Origin of the sequence: Clostridium liquoris (assembly GCF_002995785.1) — a bacterium.
In the GTDB taxonomy this organism is placed as follows: domain Bacteria; phylum Bacillota; class Clostridia; order Clostridiales; family Clostridiaceae; genus Clostridium_AO; species Clostridium_AO liquoris.
Genome location: NZ_PVXO01000023.1, coordinates 1 through 19,202 on the forward strand (window position 1 = coordinate 1; position 19,202 = coordinate 19,202).

At 32.3% G+C, this 19,202-nt stretch carries 18 protein-coding genes; 1 reads left to right on the forward strand and 17 read right to left on the reverse strand.

What is annotated here, in order from left to right:
• Window positions 1-142 precede the first annotated feature (142 nt).
• The 11 genes from CLLI_RS03775 to CLLI_RS03825 form a co-directional block, all read right to left on the reverse strand.
• Window positions 143-1,288 carry an exo-beta-N-acetylmuramidase NamZ family protein gene (locus CLLI_RS03775; protein ID WP_106062912.1) on the reverse strand — a complete coding sequence of 382 codons (1,146 nt, stop codon included), beginning with the start codon at window positions 1,286-1,288 and terminating at the stop codon, window positions 143-145.
• Window positions 1,289-1,290: 2 nt separating this feature from the next.
• The gene (locus tag CLLI_RS03780; protein WP_106062913.1) at window positions 1,291-2,343 is read right to left on the reverse strand and encodes a serine hydrolase domain-containing protein; all 1,053 of its coding nucleotides are present in this window, start codon (window positions 2,341-2,343) and stop codon (window positions 1,291-1,293) included.
• Window positions 2,344-2,377: 34 nt separating this feature from the next.
• Window positions 2,378-3,082: a PIG-L deacetylase family protein gene (locus CLLI_RS03785; protein ID WP_106062914.1), complete on the reverse strand. Its 705-nt coding sequence runs from the start codon at window positions 3,080-3,082 to the stop codon at window positions 2,378-2,380.
• 3 nt (window positions 3,083-3,085) lie between these two features.
• Window positions 3,086-4,075 (reverse strand): GNAT family N-acetyltransferase, encoded by a 990-nt coding sequence (locus CLLI_RS03790; protein WP_106062915.1) that lies wholly within the window; start codon window positions 4,073-4,075, stop codon window positions 3,086-3,088.
• A 16-nt stretch (window positions 4,076-4,091) separates the two neighbouring features.
• A complete protein-coding gene (locus tag CLLI_RS03795; protein ID WP_106062916.1) occupies window positions 4,092-4,757 on the reverse strand; it encodes a DUF624 domain-containing protein in 666 nt (221 codons plus the stop codon).
• 89 nt (window positions 4,758-4,846) lie between these two features.
• Window positions 4,847-5,947, reverse strand: coding sequence for an ABC transporter ATP-binding protein (locus tag CLLI_RS03800; RefSeq protein WP_106062917.1), 1,101 nt, complete (start codon window positions 5,945-5,947; stop codon window positions 4,847-4,849).
• 12 nt (window positions 5,948-5,959) lie between these two features.
• A complete protein-coding gene (locus CLLI_RS03805) occupies window positions 5,960-6,844 on the reverse strand; it encodes a carbohydrate ABC transporter permease (RefSeq protein WP_106062918.1) in 885 nt (294 codons plus the stop codon).
• A gap of 13 nt (window positions 6,845-6,857) precedes the next feature.
• On the reverse strand, window positions 6,858-7,772 hold the full coding sequence (locus CLLI_RS03810; protein WP_106062919.1) for a carbohydrate ABC transporter permease: 915 nt from the start codon (window positions 7,770-7,772) through the stop codon (window positions 6,858-6,860).
• Window positions 7,773-7,832: 60 nt separating this feature from the next.
• Window positions 7,833-9,224: an ABC transporter substrate-binding protein gene (locus CLLI_RS03815; RefSeq protein ID WP_106062920.1), complete on the reverse strand. Its 1,392-nt coding sequence runs from the start codon at window positions 9,222-9,224 to the stop codon at window positions 7,833-7,835.
• Between the two features lie 94 nt (window positions 9,225-9,318).
• Window positions 9,319-10,515: an anhydro-N-acetylmuramic acid kinase AnmK gene (gene anmK, locus CLLI_RS03820; protein WP_106062921.1), complete on the reverse strand. Its 1,197-nt coding sequence runs from the start codon at window positions 10,513-10,515 to the stop codon at window positions 9,319-9,321.
• 25 nt (window positions 10,516-10,540) lie between these two features.
• Complete coding sequence (locus CLLI_RS03825; RefSeq protein WP_106062922.1) at window positions 10,541-11,437, reverse strand: BadF/BadG/BcrA/BcrD ATPase family protein; 897 nt, start codon at window positions 11,435-11,437, stop codon at window positions 10,541-10,543.
• 199 nt (window positions 11,438-11,636) lie between these two features.
• On the opposite strand from CLLI_RS03825, the gene CLLI_RS03830 reads away from it, so the two are divergent.
• Window positions 11,637-12,833: a S8 family serine peptidase gene (locus CLLI_RS03830; protein ID WP_106062923.1), complete on the forward strand. Its 1,197-nt coding sequence runs from the start codon at window positions 11,637-11,639 to the stop codon at window positions 12,831-12,833.
• Between the two features lie 101 nt (window positions 12,834-12,934).
• Here the strand turns inward: CLLI_RS03830 and CLLI_RS03835 are convergent, their stop codons facing one another.
• From CLLI_RS03835 to fabF, 6 genes are all read right to left on the reverse strand, one after another.
• On the reverse strand, window positions 12,935-13,825 hold the full coding sequence (locus CLLI_RS03835) for a selenium metabolism-associated LysR family transcriptional regulator (protein WP_106062924.1): 891 nt from the start codon (window positions 13,823-13,825) through the stop codon (window positions 12,935-12,937).
• Window positions 13,826-13,911: 86 nt separating this feature from the next.
• Window positions 13,912-15,657: an acetyl-CoA carboxylase carboxyltransferase subunit alpha gene (locus tag CLLI_RS03840; protein ID WP_106062925.1), complete on the reverse strand. Its 1,746-nt coding sequence runs from the start codon at window positions 15,655-15,657 to the stop codon at window positions 13,912-13,914.
• 12 nt (window positions 15,658-15,669) lie between these two features.
• The gene (locus tag CLLI_RS03845) at window positions 15,670-17,010 is read right to left on the reverse strand and encodes an acetyl-CoA carboxylase biotin carboxylase subunit (RefSeq protein ID WP_106062926.1); all 1,341 of its coding nucleotides are present in this window, start codon (window positions 17,008-17,010) and stop codon (window positions 15,670-15,672) included.
• Window positions 17,011-17,014: 4 nt separating this feature from the next.
• Entirely contained in the window at window positions 17,015-17,446 is a 432-nt protein-coding gene (fabZ, locus tag CLLI_RS03850) for a 3-hydroxyacyl-ACP dehydratase FabZ (RefSeq protein ID WP_106062927.1), read from the reverse strand.
• Between the two features lie 23 nt (window positions 17,447-17,469).
• A complete protein-coding gene (gene accB / locus CLLI_RS03855) occupies window positions 17,470-17,949 on the reverse strand; it encodes an acetyl-CoA carboxylase biotin carboxyl carrier protein (protein ID WP_106062928.1) in 480 nt (159 codons plus the stop codon).
• Window positions 17,950-17,951: 2 nt separating this feature from the next.
• The gene (gene fabF, locus CLLI_RS03860) at window positions 17,952-19,190 is read right to left on the reverse strand and encodes a beta-ketoacyl-ACP synthase II (protein ID WP_106062929.1); all 1,239 of its coding nucleotides are present in this window, start codon (window positions 19,188-19,190) and stop codon (window positions 17,952-17,954) included.
• Window positions 19,191-19,202 lie beyond the last annotated feature (12 nt).

The window sequence follows — 19,202 nt, forward strand, 5'->3', positions numbered from 1 at the left end:
TTAAAATTGTGTGTCTAAAAGCCTTTTTGTCATACAGTAAATTAAATTCATAATGTTTTTCTATCCAAATAAGCACTTTTATTACAACCTCTAGTAATTGTTAATTATTGTTTTTCGAATACACTAATACTTAGAAATAACACTAATATATATGGTATCTTTCCTTAATACTGGCAAACCTTATTTTATCTTCATTCCACATGGCGATTAATTCTTTCAGTGTGGTTTTGCCTTCCCTAACATAGCTTCCACCTGTATTGTAATCTATCATATGTTTTCCTTCTTTAGTGTATGGAGGAATAAACTTAAACTTTTCCTTACTTTCTTCCCTAATTTTAAACAATAGACTTAACCCAGTTATTACTGGTTTAAATTCCTTCCTACTAGTTATATGAATTTGAACCCCTTTACACAAATCACCGCTATGTTTAGAAAAAGTAGGAGTAAAATACGCCGGTCTAAACTTTACCCCTGGTAAACTCATTTTATTCATTTCCTCTGCTATCCTATAAGCATTTAACCAAGGAGATCCAATTACTTCAAATGGCTTAGTAGTACCTCTTCCTTCAGAAATATTTGTACCTTCAAAGATACAAGTCCCACTATAAACTAACGCAGTATCCATGGTTGGAATATTAGGTGATGGCATTATCCATGGAAGATTTGTATCCTCAAAATACATCCATCTTTTCCACCCTTCCAATTTTATTATTCTTAAGTCACAGCCTATCTTGAATTCTTTGTTAAAAAGTAAAGCTAATTCTCCAATAGTTAATCCATATCTTTGCGTTATAGGATAAAGCCCAATAAAAGATTTATAATTTATATCCAATATATTTCCTTCTATCTTTTCTCCTCCTATAGGATTAGGTCTATCTAATACCATAAATATTTTATTGAATTCCTTACAACTTTCCATAGCATAGGCCATAGTATACAAATAGGTATAAAATCTTGAGCCAACATCCTGTATATCAAATACTAAAACATCTAAGTCTTTTATAATATCATATGAGGGTTTTTTATTTTTACCGTAAAGGCTGTACACATTTAATCCTGTTTTTTCATCAATATAATTATCTACCTTTTCCCCTGCCTGAATATCTCCTCTCACTCCATGTTCTGGAGAATATAGCGCAACTAAATTAGTCTTTTCCTTAAGTAAATCTATAGTACTATTAAAATTACTATCTATGCCTGTAGGATTGGTTATAAGACCTACTGTTTTGTTTTCAAATATATCTAGATACTTATCTATATTATCTATGCCCAACTTTACTCTACTCATTTTTATTCCCCTTTATTTAATGAACTTATTACAGAATTGTGAAACACTCTTCTAAATCTTATTATCTTTGTATTATCTCTAGATGGATGTACTCTATTGGTAAGAAGTATTATATATATTCCTAAGGTTTTATCAATCCAAATTGAGGTTCCTGTAAAACCAGTGTGACCAAAGGCCCCAGAAGTAATAAGCTCCCCGCCAGAGGAATTTTCTCCATAACACTTTACACAAAAGCCTAACCCTCTACTTTCTCCTAAAGATTTAGTATAATTATGATTTATACAATTAATACTGCTTTCACTGAGAAGTTTTTTATCATTAATTAAATAAATGCTGCAATATTTACTTAAATCAACAGCTGTGGAAAATAACCCAGCATGTCCAGATACTCCGTTAAAGAATCTAGCATTTTCATCATGGACCACTCCTTTTAAATATACACCTGTTGAATTGTCCAATTCCGTAGCAGCTATATTATCTTTATCTTTTGGATTAAAACAAGTATGCACCATACCTAAAGGTTTAAAAATATATTTATAACAGCTATCTTCAAAAGGCTCCCCTAATACCTTCTCTATTACTGACCTTAGAATTATAAAATTATTATCACTATATATTACCTTTTCCCCTACTTTACATTGAAGTTTAGATTTGCTTATAAAATCTAAACTATCCTCTAATCCTTTACAAAGCTTATATAAAGGGAAAAAATCCTTAAACCCAGATGTATGGGTAAGCAGATTAATTATTCTTAAATCTTCATAACATTTAAACTGAGGTAAGTAATAACCTATCTCATCATATAAAGAAATTCCACCTGATTCTATTAGCAGCATAACTAAAGGGGTAGTAGCTACTACTTTAGTCAAAGAAGCTAAATCAAACATGGTATCCATATTCATAGATTTTTTATCTGGATAAAGCTGTCTGCATCCACAAGCATGCTTAAATATAATCTTATCCTTATTCCCCACTAAAGCTATAGCACCTGGGAAAACCCCTTCTTCTACTCCCTTATCTAATAATTTACTAGCATTACTTAATATACTTTTCATAGATATCCCCTTCTTTTATAATTATCACCATAGGTTATCTTACAGGGAAATGCTGAAAAACTTGTTTTATAGATAACGGGTCTACCGCAAAAGCTTCCGCTTTATCTTTTCTACACTGAGCCCCTCTTATTACACTTAAAGCACTATAATACTCTAAATACTTAAAATAAGGACTCTTACAAACAAATTCATAACTTTTAACTGCTTCTATCCATTTATCATAAGCTGATGATACATCCATATAAATGTATGGTTTAAAATCATATGGATCTTCCCAGTTTTCTGCAAAATACAAACCGCTTACAGAATGTTCCGGCAAATCTCTTTTAAAAGACTTAATAGCAGCATAGAAATAAGCATCTTGCACAATCCTGTATGTAGCTGCATGATCTTTATGCATGCTATTCTTCCAATGGGTTATTAAAATGTCTGGTTTATATTGCCTAATGATATCACATACATAGAACTTAACTTCATCTGTATCCTCTAACTCTCCATCTTTATAGGGAAGCATTAAAACCTCTGCCCCTATCTTATCTGCAAATTCTTTAGCCTCTTTATGTTTTTGTATAGCATATTCTTCATCAGTTAAAGTAGGATGCCCTTTCTCTCCTGGAGTCATATGAACTAATGTAACCTTATGTCCCTCCATAGCATATTTAGTTAAAACTCCTCCACAAGTAAGCTCCATATCTCCTGCATGAGCACCTATAGCCATTACATGAACTTTTTTATCCATATTCTATACCTCCCTTTCAAATAATGCCCAAGTCCTTATAACCTTAAATCCTGCATCAGCATACATTTTTCTAGCATTCCCATTGATACCTGTAAAAAGAGACATAAATTCTGCCCCTTCTTTTTTAAAGCTATAACAAAGTTTGAAAAATAATAGCTTTCCTATTCCTTTGCCCTCATAATTTGGCTCTACCCCTATGCCGCAAAATCTCCCTCTTCCACTCTTTTCTACTTCAAGTGGCCCTGCAAAGCCGCAAATTTTATTATTATGAGCTGCTATTAAAAATGGATAAGGTTTCCCCAAGAAAAGATTGTCTAATATATCTTTTCTCCAATACTCATTTCCCAAATTATCAAAAAAACTTTCTAATCCATAATGTTTATCTTTATTGTAATACTCAATAACCACTCCATGTTTTTGCAGTTCTATCTCTTTATCTTTCATTTTTTCTCCTAATGTAAATTCTTTTAATCCTCTATACATAGATACTTCCTGCGCTCTTTCTCTATACCCTATTGCTTTAAAAAATTCATACCCCATGCCTTTTGTATCAACCCCTGGAGCGTTTGGGTGGTCATGTTTATGGGAATTAGGTATATGCCATGGAAGATTTATTGGGTTAAAAAAATCTATTCGAACTTTTTTCTTACCTTCATTTTTAAGATATTTTTCTACCTCTTCTACTAAAGCTTTCCCAACACCTAATCTTCTCTTGTCTTCTCTTACAATTACCATAGTTATGTATCCTGGTACATCTTCATAACTTTCTCCTGGCAGTAAATCCTTTTTATATACACCATTGGCGAATCCAATAATTTCTTCATTACTTACACATATATAGTTTCCTTTACATTTAAAAAAGATCTCTCTAAAAAATTCCTCCTTGAGCGGCTTATATAGAAAATTTTCATTACAGTTATTATTCCATAATTCAATTACCTTAGGAATATCACTATTAGTAAGTTCTCTTATAACAAAATTACTATTAATCATAAATCCACCTCTATTCTTATTGAGCTAATCCTTCCTTATCTTTCTTCTTATATTTTAATAATAGATTATCATAGGTGTTTATCAAAAATATAGATATCATACCAGCAAGAAGCAAAGGTACACTTACTACTGTCAAAATCAGTAAAGCACTTAACGCTAAAATTTGAATTAATGTTCCTATAGTATAGCCTGGGTTATCTAAAAAAAGCTTCATAGATTCATTTATACATTTAAATAAGCTTAAATCTTCTGTTACAAGAATTGATACAGTATACATTTGTGATGCACATATCATAATAAAAAAATAGCTTTGGAACATAGCTATAGTAAAAGCTAGTATAGTCTTCACTTTGAAGTAATACCACCATGAAGATATAAGTATTAATAAAAATAATCCAATTATAAATCCATAGGCTAAGCCTCTTAAATAATATTTCTTAAATCCTGTAAAAAAAGATTTATACTTAAAGGGCTTTCTGTCCATTTTTTGTCTTAATGCATAAAATGCTGCAATAAAGCATGGCATAGCTAATAAAAGCAAATACACTATACCTATAGGTAATACCATAAAAACCGCTGGCAAAACAGGTATAGATGCCATTAAACTTATTCCTAATATTTCTACAATGTTTTCAAAAATGTCATGCCCACTTTTTTTAAGAATTCCGCTTAAGCTATTCATAATTAGCCTCCTACTTTATAAAATAAGCTTCAAAAATATAATACCTTTTCATGTAAGCAGATATTAACTTTTGAAGCTTAGAATTATGTTTATATTGCCATTTCTGTTTCTTTGTCGAAAATATGAATTTTATCCATATCAAAAACTATCTTTGCCTTATCTCCATAAACTATTTTACTTTTAGAGGATACCCTAGCAGTTATTGTATTTCCCCATTTATCAAAGTATAATAAATTTTCCGACCCCAGCTTCTCTACTACTTTAATATTTGCCATAATTTCTGATTTATTTTTTACTGTTTGTGAGTATTTTTCGTCATGGATGTCCTCAGGTCTTATGCCCATAATTATATCTTTACTTTGGTATTTTGACATAGCCTTTAAGAATTTTTCAGGTATAGGGAGATATATATCTTCCGCTATAAATCTATCATTATCAACTTTGCATTGAATAAAATTCATAGATGGAGCACCAATAAATCCTGCCACAAACATATTTACTGGGCTATTGTACAATTCATCTGGAGAAGCTATCTGTTGAATTACGCCCTTATTCATTACTACTATTCTTTGACCTAAGGTCATAGCCTCTACCTGATCATGAGTTACATAAACTATAGTAGTACCTAATTTTTTATGAAGCTCAGCTATTTCTATTCTCATCTGTACTCTAAGCTTTGCATCAAGATTGGATAAAGGTTCATCAAATAAAAACACCTTAGGATTTCTTACAATAGCTCTTCCCACTGCCACCCTTTGTCTTTGTCCCCCTGATAGTTCTCTAGGTTTTCTATCTAACAAATCCTCTATACTTAATATTTCCGCAGCCCTTTTAACCTTTCTATCTATTTCATCCTTTGGTGTTTTTAGGTTTCTAAGACCAAAGGATAAATTTTCGTATATAGTCATATGAGGATATAAAGCATAATCCTGAAAAACCATAGCTATATCTCTTTCTTTAGGATGAAGGTTATTTACCAAAGTATCTCCAATATATATATTTCCCATAGTTTGCTTTTCAAGTCCTGCTATCATTCTCAAAGAAGTTGTTTTACCACATCCAGAGGGGCCCACAAATACCATAAATTCTTTATCATCTATAGTAAAGCTGGCATCATCTACAGCCCTGACCTTCCCTCTTTTTTCATCTATAAATTCCTTAGTTATATGTTCAAATACTATCTTAGCCATTATCTTTCCTCCTTAACCTTTAATAGCGCCTATAGTTATGCCTTGCAAGAAATACTTCTGTAACGAGAAGAATAATATGAACATTGGTATAGATGCAACAACTGAGCCTGCCATTAACGGACCATACATTGTTGAATCTACAAATTTAAAGGAAGCAAGCCCAACCTGTATTGTTCTCATGGTACTAGATTCTGTTACAAGTAAGGGCCAAAAGAAATCATTCCAATGAGCCACAAAACTAAATATACCCATAACAGCTAGTCCAGGTTTTGCTAAAGGCAATATAACCTTCCTATAAATACCAAATTCACTGCAAGCATCTATTCTAGCTGCATCTATTAGTGTAGATGGTATTGAAGTCATATACTGTTTCATTAAAAAGATATTATATATTGATACAAGTGAAGGTATTATAAGGGCATAATATGAGTCTGTCATATTAAATACATCCTTTACTAATATATAGAGAGGTATTAATGTTACCTGTCCAGGTATCATAATTGCACACATTAACATCCAAAATATTTTATTCTTTCCCGGAAATCTAAGCTTAGAAAAGGCATATCCTGCCATAGAGGCAAAGAATACATTGGATATTGTAATTATAGAAGATACAAATAGCGAGTTAAAAAGCCACCTTAATACATTCTCATTAAAAGTAAAAAAGTATTTATATGAGTCTAACGTAAATTCAGTTGGAATTAAAGAAAATTGCAAGTTTGCTGAAGAATTTGGATCTGTAAAGGAAGTTATTATCATAAAATAAAGCGGTAATATGGTAAATGCGCACCATAATATTAAAATACTATATATTATAACCCTTTTTACTTTAAAGGATTTGCTTTCCTTTTCAACAAATACAGGTATGTTCTCATTTCCTAATTTAACTTCTGCCATGGTTTCACCCCCATTAATATTCAACGTCGGAGCCCAAGTACTTAAATTGTAGTACTGATATTGCTACAATTATTACTGCAAGAACAAAGGATTCTGCGGCTGCCATACCAAATTCAAAATAAGAAAAAGCATGATCATATATTAGAAGGGCAATGGTGGTAGTAGCATGATCTGGTCCTCCACCCGTCATAAGGTACGCATTCATAAATACTTGGAAAGAACCTATTATTCCTGTTACAAACATATACAATGTGGTAGGCTTTAATAATGGCCAAGTTATATTTTTAAACTTTGACCAAGCACCTGCTGCATCAATATCTGCAGCTTCATATATTGTCTTTGGAATTCCCCCTAAAGAAGCCAAATAAAGTATTATACCTGATCCATGTCCACCTAAGTATGTCATAAACATTAAGGAGAATAATGCTGTGCTTTTCTGTCCTAACCAGTTTACATTGGTAAATCCAAACCAGCTTATAAATCTATTTATTAATCCTTCTGGCATAGGATCGTACATACATAACCAAACCAAAGACATAGTAACCCCTGAAGCTACTGCTGGCAAATAAAATACCGCTTTAAAAAATGTCTGGGGTTTCTTATTCAATTGGAATATAAGTACGGATATAACTAAAGATAAAAGCACATTAATAGGTACTGTTCCAACTGTGTATATCAATGTATTTATTAATGATCTTCTAAACAAAGAACTGTTAAAAACCTGTTTATAATTATGCAGTCCCACCCAAGTTGAATGTAGAACGTTATACTCTTGAAAACTCATTACAAAAGATCTTATTAATGGATACAATGTAAAACATGTAAACAGTATTACTGGAAGCGCTATAAATATATAACACCAACCATAATCAGTTAAGAATCTTTTAATTTTCCCCGAATCTCTGTTTAACTTTGTTGTGTTTTCCATATATCGAACTCCCCTTAATTTTTAATATGGCTTAAGGTAGATCCCTTAAGCCATTATTTTTTACTTACCAAATGTCTCTTTAGCCTGGTCTTGAACCGCTTTATACATAGCATCTGCAGTCACTTCTCCGCTAAGAAGAGCAGAATATTTTGGTATTATAACTTCATCTTTAATTTTTGAAGCTTTTTTAGCTGTATCCGGGTCTACTTGAATTGGGGCAGGTACATTTTTGAACATTTCATCTACAACCGCCTTATTTTCTGGTTTCATTGTGTATTTATCCTTCCACATATCATTTCCTGATTTTGTTACCTGTGGAAGACATAATACTGCAGCTGATGCTCCTGCTTTTCCAGAAGTTAATGCTACTAAAACTTTAGCAGTATTCTTTAAATGTTCTTCCTGTGATACTTCACCTTTATAGCTTTTCTGCTTAAACATTGAATATCCATCAACTCCACCAGGGGTAACTGACTGTTGTCCCTTATTGTATGGTTCTGGTAATAACACAAATTCTACTTCCTTCTGACCAGCTGGTGCTTTCCCGTCTTTAACTTTTGCATTATTATCACCAATGGTTACTTCATAGTAAGGCATTGACTTTCCTATTATCATAGCTTGTTCTGAGTATAAATATTCCATTCTCTTTTGAGGAGTTATTTGATTGGATTCCTTTGGCATAACTCCTTCATCTATTAAAGATCTTATAAACTTTAATGTTTCTAAAAATTTAGGGTCTGTATAAGTATATTCATTTTTGTTATTAACTGCATTTACTAAACCATTGTTCATAAGCATATGATCCAATAATTCTGCTGACATTGATGGCCCGCCTGCACCATGGAATACAAAGCCATACTGTTGTTTTCCATCCGCATTTTTCTTTGTACCTTTTTTAGCTGCTTGTTTAAATTCATCCCAAGTCCAGCCTTCCTTTTGTATCTTCCTCCAATCAACTCCTGCTTCCTCTAATAACTTTTTATTTCCCCCAATAGTATGAAGCTTCATATAAAGAGGAAGTCCATATAATTTATTATCTGATTTCATGTATTCAAGCCCACTTGGAAAATAATCATTTAAGACTTCCTTATCTATATAATCTTCTACTGGCACTGCAAGTCCTGTTTGTATATATTTCGCTGATGGAGTTACAAACATTAAATCTGGTGGTGAACCAGCATTTATTGCCGTATCAAATTTTTTCATTCCCTCCTGCCAGGATAATTCTTCTACTTCAATAGTTATATTCTTATTTTTACTTTCAAAGTCCTCTTTAATAGCTTGGAAATTCTTTTTGTAATCCTTTTCTACTGGGAAAGTCCAAATTTTTACTACATCCTTCTTTCCTCCAGTGGATTCCCCATTAGTTTTCTCCGTTTTTCCACATCCAGCAAGGGTTGATGCAACCATTACAGTTGCTAAAACAGCTGCACATACTTTTCTAATATTCATTTAAATCCCCCTAACTAAATTATATTTTTAATTATAGTTAATACCCATGAAGTTGCTTTATTACTATATATTACCTATTTACTAAAATAATACATCAAATTGAATAAATTTTCAATATATTGTTTATATTTTTAAAATTATTTTCATCCATAGAAGCAGGGGTAATATTGCCTAATATTACTTTATTACTTGCTCCTGTAGCTCCAGTAACATTTCCAAAATTATTATTTATTGTTTCATTTGCTAATATAGCAAATGCTATAGCTTCCTTTGCATCAGATGAATACCCTAAGTCTTCTTGTATCATTACCTTACAATCTGGTAAAAGTGCTTTTATCATATTTACTAAAGTATTATTATAACTTCCCCCGCCGCCAAGTATTACTTCTTCTATTTTTAAATTTGGAAATATGAACCTTTTATAATTTTCACATATAGATTTTGCGGTAAACATGGTAACAGTATGTATTAAATCCTCATCCTTTATTCCTTCACATCTTTTTATAAGCTTATGGGTAAACTTTTTACCGAAAAGCTCTCTGCCTGTGGTTTTGGGTGGAGTCCTATTTATATATTCTATATTCATAAGTTCATTGATTAATTTTTCATTTAGCTTTCCTTTAGCTGCAATTTCACCATTCTTATCATAAGGTATTCCTTTTAGTTCTCTTACTGCTTCATCTATAATCATATTGCCTGGACCTGTGTCAAAGGCATATATATCCTCCACAGTACAATCTCTTGGTAAAACAGTTACATTGCCTATACCACCTATATTTTGAAGCAACCTATTTTTATGGCTTCTATATAAAATATATTCTGTGTAAGGTACTAAAGGAGCCCCTTGACCCCCTGCAACCATATCCATTGTTCTAAAGTTTGATACTACTTTTGTTTTTGTCTCATAGGCAATTACAGCTGGCTCTCCTATTTGTAAAGTTGATTTATAAAAGCCATCGTATTCCTTTGGTATATGATATATTGTTTGTCCATGACATCCTATTAAATCCAAATTGTTTATAGAAAAATTAGCCTCTTTACAGACTTCCTTTACAGCATCTGCAAAAATATATCCTAGCTTGAAATTTAAACTACATATAGTTCTTACATCAGACCTATCAATCTCACAACAATCCATAATTTCTTTCTTTATGACTTCAGGCATATCCTTCTTTATATATTTAATAAGTTCAGCCTTAGTATTTTCTCCCCATCCATTTATCTTTACTAATGCTGCGTCTACACCATCTAAAGAGGTTCCAGACATAATTCCAACTATATATTTTCCCATGAAATTCACCTTTCTAATAAAAATATTATTTATTCAATTCTTTCATTGCCAGATAATAAGCTCCTTTTGCTGGAGACACTTCATTATTCACTAATGTGAAGCTTTCTATATTTCTACTTAAATATTCTTTAAATAAATCTCTCATCCTGCTGGATTTTGTTAGAACGCTGCCCTTAATTCCTATGTTTACATTTTCATTTATAGATAACCTTCTATATACTGCACAAGTTATATCACTTAGGGCTTGGGCAGATTTTTTTAATATATCTACTGCATTTTTTTCACCATCAATAGCAGCCTCTATAACTACTGGAGCTGCAGCAGCAATTACTCCCTTGGGGTTTGAGTATATAAAGTTTTTTATTTCTTCATCAGTCAATATGTTTAGGCTTTTTAGCAGTAACCTACTTAATTTGCTTTCCTTTAATCCTAAATCCCTTTCTTCTATTACTATTTTAAAAGCCTCAATAGCTATAAAATAGCCGCTGCCCTCATCTCCTAGAAGATGTCCCCAGCCGCCTGCTCTTGCTGTGATTCCATTATATATTCCATAACTTATAGATCCCGTGCCCGCTATAGTTAATATTCCATTGTCACCTTCCAATACTGCTGATAATGCTATATCCGCATCATTAACAGCCTTTACTTTAGTATTGAATCTATCTTTAAGAGAAGTTTCTATAAATTCTTTGTTATTGCCAACCTCTACTCCTGCTAGTCCTAAATATATATATACACAATTATTTCCTAATACTTTTATTGATTTATCTATGCTGCTTGCTATATTATATAAAGCTTTCTTTTTATCTAATACTAAATTACCAAAATCACTATAGTTTTTGTATAATTCATTCCCATGAAGATCATAAGCTATAGCTTCTGTTTTTGTGCCACCGCCATCAATTCCTATTATATATTCCATAATTTTCACCCTGCCCATTAATTTTTATTTCACGAATAGCTATAATCTATAAAAAAAACTTACAACTATATTATACTAAACTTTCCCAATAACTACCACATATATTACAGGTAGAATTTTCTTAATTTTTATATTTATATCACATTTATCTAGCTTTACGCTTATAATATATAATGGGATTAATTTTAAGGAGTACTAAATGTTTACACTAAGGTGCAGATTAGATCCGGATTTAAAAAAAATTGTTAAAGACAAATCATATAAAAATATAAGAATACTTATTTGCTGCAAGACCCTACAAAAAAAGGTGGAAAGTAAAATAAAAGGCTATGGGGGAAAGATTATCAGAACAATTCCCTCTATAAACTGCATATGTGCTGTTGCCTCTCCAAAGGTAATAGACAGACTTTTAGAATATCCCAACATAAATTATATAACCTTTGATTCCTATGCTTTTTTATGTGGTTATAGTGTAATGGCATCCAATGGTATTTCTTTTGAAGAAAAATATAAACTTACTGGAAAAGGAATATGCATAGGATTAATTGATAGCGGCGTATATCCCCATACGGATTTACTTAATCCTCAAAATAAAATAAAAAAATTTATGGATTTAATAAATGATTATAAATATCCCTATGATGATAATGGACATGGTACCTTCATTAGTGGAATACTCTGTGGTAGTGGTCATCTTTCTAAAGGTATGTATAAAGGCATAGCTGAAAATAGCTCTTTATATTGCATTAAGGCTTTTAATAACCTAGGCAGGGGATTTATATCAGACATATTATATTCCATAGAAAAATTAATTGAAGAAAGAGAAGAATTAAATATAAAAGTTATATGTCTCCCTTTTGAAATAACACAGAATAATGACTTTATTCTTTCTTTATTCTCTAAGCTTTTTAAAGAAGCTTCAGATAAAGGAATGGTAGTTATAGTGCCTGCAGGTCACAATGGCAATAATGAATGTTCTATGCGTGGTATTGCTATATTGGATAATTGTATAACAGTAGGTGGATTAGATACAACCTCTTCAATTCCAAAGCCGTATATAAACTCATCTTGTGGTCCAGCAAACAAAATAAATAAGCCTGATATATCTGCAGCCTGCGTGGACATTTGCTCTTTAAATTCCAATATAGGCTATATATCAGAGAAAAACAATATGAAAGTATATCCTCAAACCTTAGAAATACCTTATACAACTTACACAGGGACCTCCTGCGCTGCAGCCTATATAAGTGGTATATGTGCATTATTATATGAAAATAATCCAAATCTAACCTTTAGGGATATAACATCCTTACTTAAGATTTCAGGCAAACTTATGGATATGTCGAAATGGCTCCAAGGCCACGGAACAATAGATTTAAACAAATTACTTCCCTAATAATTTATTTAATAAGTATGAATTATATAGGAGCTATGGCACTAAGAATGAATCCTGCAGTATATTGTGTGTAAATTTCTTATTTCTTAATGCCACAGCCCTTATATATTATCCACTTGATTTCTAGCAAAATCTATAAAGCTTTGAAATAACTTTGACATAAACTTATCTCTATGATAAATTAAACTGAACTTTCTTTTAATCTTTTCATCTATTAATTTTATCGCAGCTATTCTGCCATCTAGTATCTCATCTTTAACACATCTTTTAGAAATACAAGATATACCAAGACCTGCTTCAACAGCTTTTTTAATTGCTTCTGTATTACCTAATTCAAAGGCAATTTTATAACTTATTCCCTTAGAATTTAACATGTTTTCAAATACTTCTCTTGTGCCGCTGCCTTTTTCCCTCATTATTATTCTGCTTTCGGCTATTTTATCCAAATTTATACCCTGTAGTTCTGCCCAATTATGTTCCTTAGAAGTTATTATTACAAGTTCATCTTCACAAAAATCTTCTACCATTATATCTTCCTCATACACCGGCCCTTCTACAAAGGCAAAATCTATCTTATTTTCTAATATCATGTCAGCTATAATTTTAGTATTTTCTATAGCTATTGATATATCAACATTTTTATATTTCTTCATGAACTTACCTATTATATCAGGTAAAACATATATACCTATAGTAGTACTTGCCCCTATTTTTATCTTTCCTTCTGCTAAATTATTTATATCTTTAATTCTATTTATTCCTTCATCATATATATTTAAAATTCTTCTAACATACTGTAAAAATATTTCTCCCTCATAGGTTAAATGTAGCTTTTTCCCTATTCTATCAAATAATCTTACATTTAATTCTTTTTCTAATTCCTGTATGGTCTGGCTTACAGCAGGCTGGCTTATGTACATACTCTCAGCCACCGTTGTCATATTTAATTTTATAGCTACTTCATAAAATATTCTAAGCTTTCTTTCATTCATATTCATCACCAAAATAATTTTAGCATATCCTACTACTTTTTCATATCAATACATAAAAATAAGTTAACAGGTTAATACCTGTTAACTCATTCCGAATAAACACCAATTCTTCTAAACTTATTATATCTATTATCTAACAACTCATCCATAGACATCTTATTAAGGTTACATAATGTTTCTATTAAGTTTCCTTTTATTTCTATAGACATTTTTTCTATATCTTTGCTAGCATCCCCTGAAGGCTCTTTTAGTACCTTGTCAATTATACCAAACCTTTTTAAATCCTGAGCTGTTATTTTAAGCATACTTGCAGCCTCCTCTGCTCTTGATGCATCCTTCCACAATATGCTTGCAAAACCTTCTACTGATAACACAGAGTATATAGAGTTTTCTAACATCCAAACATTGTCTGCTACTGCTAAAGCTAATGCTCCTCCACTTTCACCTTCACCTATTACTATAGATATAATAGGTGTTTTAAGAGCAGCCATTTCCATAAGATTTTTAGCTATAGCTTCACCCTGTCCTCTCTCTTCAGCACCTACTCCACAGTAAGCACCAGGAGTGTCCACAAAGCATATTACAGGTCTATTAAACTTTTCTGCCTGTTTCATAAGCCTTAAAGCCTTTCTATAGCCTTCTGGATTAGGCATACCAAAATTTCTGCTTATGTTTTCTTTTAGGTTCCTTCCCCTTTGCTGACCTATAACCGTAATGGCAGCTCCATTTAGAAATGCCAATCCACCAATTATACAGCTATCATCTCCAAAATATCTATCTCCATGTAACTCTATAAAGGAGTCAAATATTTTATCTATATAATCCAGAGAAGTAGGTCTATTCATTTTTCTTACCATATTAACTTTTCCCCATGGACTAAGGGAGGGTTTCATAGGTTTATTCACTTCTTCTTTATTTTCAATGTCATTGCAATTAGCTTCAGTTTCTATAAAATCTTTTTTCTTGTGTAACTTTAATATTAATCCTAATGTACTTTTTAATTCTTTTCTTTGAACTATTTTATCTATAAAACCATGCTTTAGTAAAAACTCTGCACTTTGAAATCCATCTGGCAGCTTTTGCTTTATTGTTTGTTCAATAACTCTTTTCCCTGCAAACCCTACAAGAGCTCCAGGCTCTGATAATATTATATCTCCTAGCATAGCAAAACTAGCTGTAACTCCTCCAGTGGTTGGATCTGTAAGTACGGATACATATAAAAGGCCTTTTTCATTCAATCTGGATAAAGCTGCACTTACCTTGGCCATTTGCATTAATGAATACATTCCCTCTTGCATTCTAGCTCCACCTGAAGCAGTAAATATTATTAATGGTAGCTTTTCTTCTATAGCCTTTTCTATAGCTCTAGTTATTTTTTCTCCAACTACTGAGCCCATGCTTCCCATTAAGAACCTACTGTCCATAATGCAAAGTACTGTTTTCTCTCCATTTACTTCACCTATGCCTGTAACCACAGCTTCGTTTAATCCGGTATTATCTTTTAAATCCTTGATTTTTTTTTCATATCCTTTAAATTTGATAGGATTTAATGTAGATATGTTTGGGTTTATTTCTGTCCAAGTTCCTTCATCTATAATTTGCTTTACCCTTTTATAGGCAGGCACCCTAAAATTGTACTTACAGAAACCACAAACGCCTAAGTTTTTCTCCAAATCTTTGGTATAGATAATCTGGCCACACTTTTTACACTTAGCCCACATTCCATTTGGAATATTGGGCTTTTCTACTTTTTCTTCAGTGTTTCTTATAGTATTTAAGCTTTGCGAACTGACAGTAATATACTTTGTCTTTTTGAAAAGCCCCTCAAGCACCTAAATCATCTCCTATTTATGGTTTCTGGCAATAAAACCTGTATCATAACTTCCTTTTATAAACTCATTATTATTTATTATATTAAACTGATAATCAATATTGGTCTTAATTCCACCAATTAAAAATTCTCCCAAAGCTCTTCTCATCTTATTTATAGCTTCTTCTCTATTTTTCCCATATACTACAAGCTTTGCTACCATTGAATCATAGTTTGGTGGTATTTTATATCCATCGTAAAGAAGAGAATCTACTCTGACCCCCAATCCTCCTGGTACAAATAAACCATCAATTTTCCCTGGTGAAGGTCTAAAATCCTTTTCAGGATCTTCTGCATTTATTCTACATTCTATAGCATTACCTTTTATTTCTATATCTTCTTGGGTAAAACTCAATTTTTCTCCTGAAGCTATTTTTATTTGTTCCTTTATCAAATCTATTCCTGTAACAAACTCTGTTATAGGATGCTCCACTTGAATCCTTGTGTTCATCTCCATAAAATAAAAATTATTATTTTTATCTAATAAAAATTCTATAGTTCCGGCATTTTTATATCCTACAAATTTTGCTCCTTTTATAGCTGCTTCTCCCATTTTCTTTCTCAATTCTGGTGTCATTATAGGACATGGAGCTTCTTCTAATACCTTTTGGTTTCTTCTTTGTATGGAGCAATCTCTTTCCCCCAAATAAACTATGTTTCCATAATTATCAGCCAATATCTGTATCTCTACATGTCTTGGATTTTCTAAATACTTTTCCATATACATAGTATCATCACCAAAGGCTGCTTTAGCTTCTGTTTTAGCAGTATTCAAAGAACTTAAAAGCTCTTCTTCATTTCTTACTATTCTAATTCCTCTGCCTCCACCACCGGCAGAAGCTTTAATCATTACAGGATATCCTATATCCTTGGCATTTTTTAGTGCTTCTTCATCACTAAGTATAGGTTCTTTAGAGCCTGGCACTACTGGGACTCCAGCTTCTATCATCATACTTCTGGCATTAGATTTGTTTCCCATTTTATCTATAATATCTGCTTCTGGTCCAATAAAAGTTATATTACATTCCTTACACATTTGAGCAAATTTGCTATTTTCAGAAAGGAAACCAAATCCTGGGTGAATAGCCTCTGCCCCACTTAGTACAGTAGCACTTAATATATTTTTTGTATTTAAATAGCTATCCTTGGGAGAGGCTGGTCCTATACATACTGCCTCATCTGCCATTTGAACATGTAGACATTCCTTATCCACTGTTGAATATACAGCTACTGTCTCTATCCCCATTTCTCTACATGCTCTTATTATTCTTACAGCAATTTCTCCTCTATTGGCAATTAGTATTTTTTTAAACATTTTATCACCTTATCACAAACATTATTTCTGCTTCCGCCGCTTTTTCTCCATCTACAGTGGCTACAGCACTGCCTATTCCTGCTGACCCTTTCAATTTTATTAATTCAACTTCTAATTTTAATGTGTCCCCAGGCACTACCTTTCTTCTAAATCTTGCTTTATTTATTCCTGCAAAATATGCTATTTTCCCTTTAAATTTATCAAGACTTAATACTGCAACTGCCCCTGTTTGTGCTAATGCTTCTATAATGAGAACTCCTGGCATTACAGGCTCCCCTGGGAAATGTCCTTGAAAAAAATATTCATCCATAGTTACATTTTTATATCCTACAACTTTTTTACCTGGTTCTAACTGTACTATTTTATCTACCAATAAAAAAGGATATCTATGAGGAAGTATTTCCATAATATCCTTTATATTTAATTCTTTATCCATAAAATCACCTTCATTAATAAATTTTATAGTTTAATTTTAAATAGAGGCTCACCATACTCTACCATGTCCCCATCCTTAACCATTATTTCTACTATTTCACCATCCACTTCACTGCCTACTTCATTCATTAATTTCATGGCTTCTATAATGCATAAGGTATCTCCCTTTTTCACTTTACTTCCAACCTTAACAAATGGCTCCTTATCCGGTGAAGGTGAGCCATAAAATGTTCCAACTATAGGGGATGACATTATAGTTAAATCAGTATTATCTTCTACCGCAGTATTCTCTAATTTTTCGGTAGCCACATCTTCTTTAGCAATGTTCATTTCTTCTATGCTATTATCCATGGAAGCTACAGTTTTATCCTGAGGATTCTTAATATATACTTTTTCTGCATCCTTTTTCATCTTTATGGATACACCATTTTCTGCAATTTCTAAATCTGTAATTTTAGAATCACTCATTACCTTTAGTAATTCAGCAATACCTTTAAAATCCATATTTATTCACTCCATTTTTTTAATAGAATAACTGCATTATGTCCACCAAATCCTAAAGAATTAGACATAACATAGTTTAATTCTTTTTTCCTACCCTTATTAGGTACATAATCTAAATCACATTCCTCATCGAATACTTCATATCCAATAGTAGGAGGAATAAAACTATCTTCCATGGCTTTAACTGAAGCAACAATTTCTATTGCTCCTGCAGCACCCAAAAGATGACCTGTCATTGATTTTGTTGAGCTTACAGGTATATCTTTAGCACAATCACCAAAAGCAGTTTTTATTGCTGCTGTCTCAAACTTATCATTAGCTTCTGTACCTGTTCCATGCGCATTTATATAAGAAACCTGTGATGGTTCTATGCCTGCTTCTTCTATAGCAATTTTAATAGCTCTTGCAGCCCCTTCTCCATCTGGTGAGGGAGAAGTTATATGATAAGCATCACAAGTTGATCCATAGCCTACCACTTCTGCATATATTTTTGCATTCCTCTTTTCAGCATGCTCTAGGGATTCAAGTATAACTATACCTGATCCTTCTCCCATAACAAATCCATTTCTTTCTTTATCAAAAGGAATAGAAGCTCTCTTAGGATCTGTACTCCTGCTTAATGCAGTAAGGGAAATAAATCCTGCTATGGGAAGTGGCGTAATAGAAGCTTCTGTCCCACCGGCTATTATAACATCAGCTACACCATTTTGAATCATTCTATAAGCTTCGCCAATACAATTTGTTCCTGTTGCACAAGCTGTTACCACTGTTGTGCATATTCCCTTAGCTCCAAATTTTATTGCTATATTCCCCGCTGCCATATTGCCTATTATCATTGGAATAAATAGTGGATGTACTCTACTAGGACCCTTTTCTAATAAAGCTTGATGTTGTTTTTCCATAGTTCCTATTCCACCTACTCCTGAACCTACGACTACTCCAAATCTTTCTTGTTCTATTTTTTCTAAGTCTAAATTTGCATCTTTAACTGCCTCAACTGCCGCTGCTACAGCAAACTGACAATATCTATCCATTCTTTTTGCTTCTTTTTTGCCTATTGTATCCTCTGGATTAAAATCCTTAACTTCCGCAGCAAGTTTGGCTTTAAATTTTTCTGTATCAAATGCTTTAATGAAATCTATACCACAAGCCCCATTTTTTAAACTATTCCAAAAGGTTTCTACATTATTTCCCACAGGAGTTATGGCGCCCATTCCTGTAACAACTACTTTTCTTTTCACCTTACATACCAA

What these genes read in the sequence shown, in the direction of transcription:
- CLLI_RS03835 (WP_106062924.1), bottom strand. Translation starts at nt 13,825, where the DNA reads ATGAATGAAAGAAAGCTTAGAATATTTTATGAAGTAGCTATAAAATTA.
- CLLI_RS03805 (WP_106062918.1), bottom strand. Translation starts at nt 6,844, where the DNA reads ATGGCAGAAGTTAAATTAGGAAATGAGAACATACCTGTATTTGTTGAA.
- CLLI_RS03790 (WP_106062915.1), bottom strand. Translation starts at nt 4,075, where the DNA reads ATGATTAATAGTAATTTTGTTATAAGAGAACTTACTAATAGTGATATT.
- CLLI_RS03775 (WP_106062912.1), bottom strand. Translation starts at nt 1,288, where the DNA reads ATGAGTAGAGTAAAGTTGGGCATAGATAATATAGATAAGTATCTAGAT.
- CLLI_RS03830 (WP_106062923.1), top strand. Translation starts at nt 11,637, where the DNA reads ATGTTTACACTAAGGTGCAGATTAGATCCGGATTTAAAAAAAATTGTT.
- fabZ (WP_106062927.1), bottom strand. Translation starts at nt 17,446, where the DNA reads ATGGATAAAGAATTAAATATAAAGGATATTATGGAAATACTTCCTCAT.
- CLLI_RS03785 (WP_106062914.1), bottom strand. Translation starts at nt 3,082, where the DNA reads ATGGATAAAAAAGTTCATGTAATGGCTATAGGTGCTCATGCAGGAGAT.
- CLLI_RS03825 (WP_106062922.1), bottom strand. Translation starts at nt 11,437, where the DNA reads ATGGAATATATAATAGGAATTGATGGCGGTGGCACAAAAACAGAAGCT.
- CLLI_RS03800 (WP_106062917.1), bottom strand. Translation starts at nt 5,947, where the DNA reads ATGGCTAAGATAGTATTTGAACATATAACTAAGGAATTTATAGATGAA.
- CLLI_RS03815 (WP_106062920.1), bottom strand. Translation starts at nt 9,224, where the DNA reads ATGAATATTAGAAAAGTATGTGCAGCTGTTTTAGCAACTGTAATGGTT.
- CLLI_RS03780 (WP_106062913.1), bottom strand. Translation starts at nt 2,343, where the DNA reads ATGAAAAGTATATTAAGTAATGCTAGTAAATTATTAGATAAGGGAGTA.
- CLLI_RS03810 (WP_106062919.1), bottom strand. Translation starts at nt 7,772, where the DNA reads ATGGAAAACACAACAAAGTTAAACAGAGATTCGGGGAAAATTAAAAGA.
- CLLI_RS03845 (WP_106062926.1), bottom strand. Translation starts at nt 17,010, where the DNA reads ATGTTTAAAAAAATACTAATTGCCAATAGAGGAGAAATTGCTGTAAGA.
- anmK (WP_106062921.1), bottom strand. Translation starts at nt 10,515, where the DNA reads ATGGGAAAATATATAGTTGGAATTATGTCTGGAACCTCTTTAGATGGT.
- accB (WP_106062928.1), bottom strand. Translation starts at nt 17,949, where the DNA reads ATGGATTTTAAAGGTATTGCTGAATTACTAAAGGTAATGAGTGATTCT.
- CLLI_RS03795 (WP_106062916.1), bottom strand. Translation starts at nt 4,757, where the DNA reads ATGAATAGCTTAAGCGGAATTCTTAAAAAAAGTGGGCATGACATTTTT.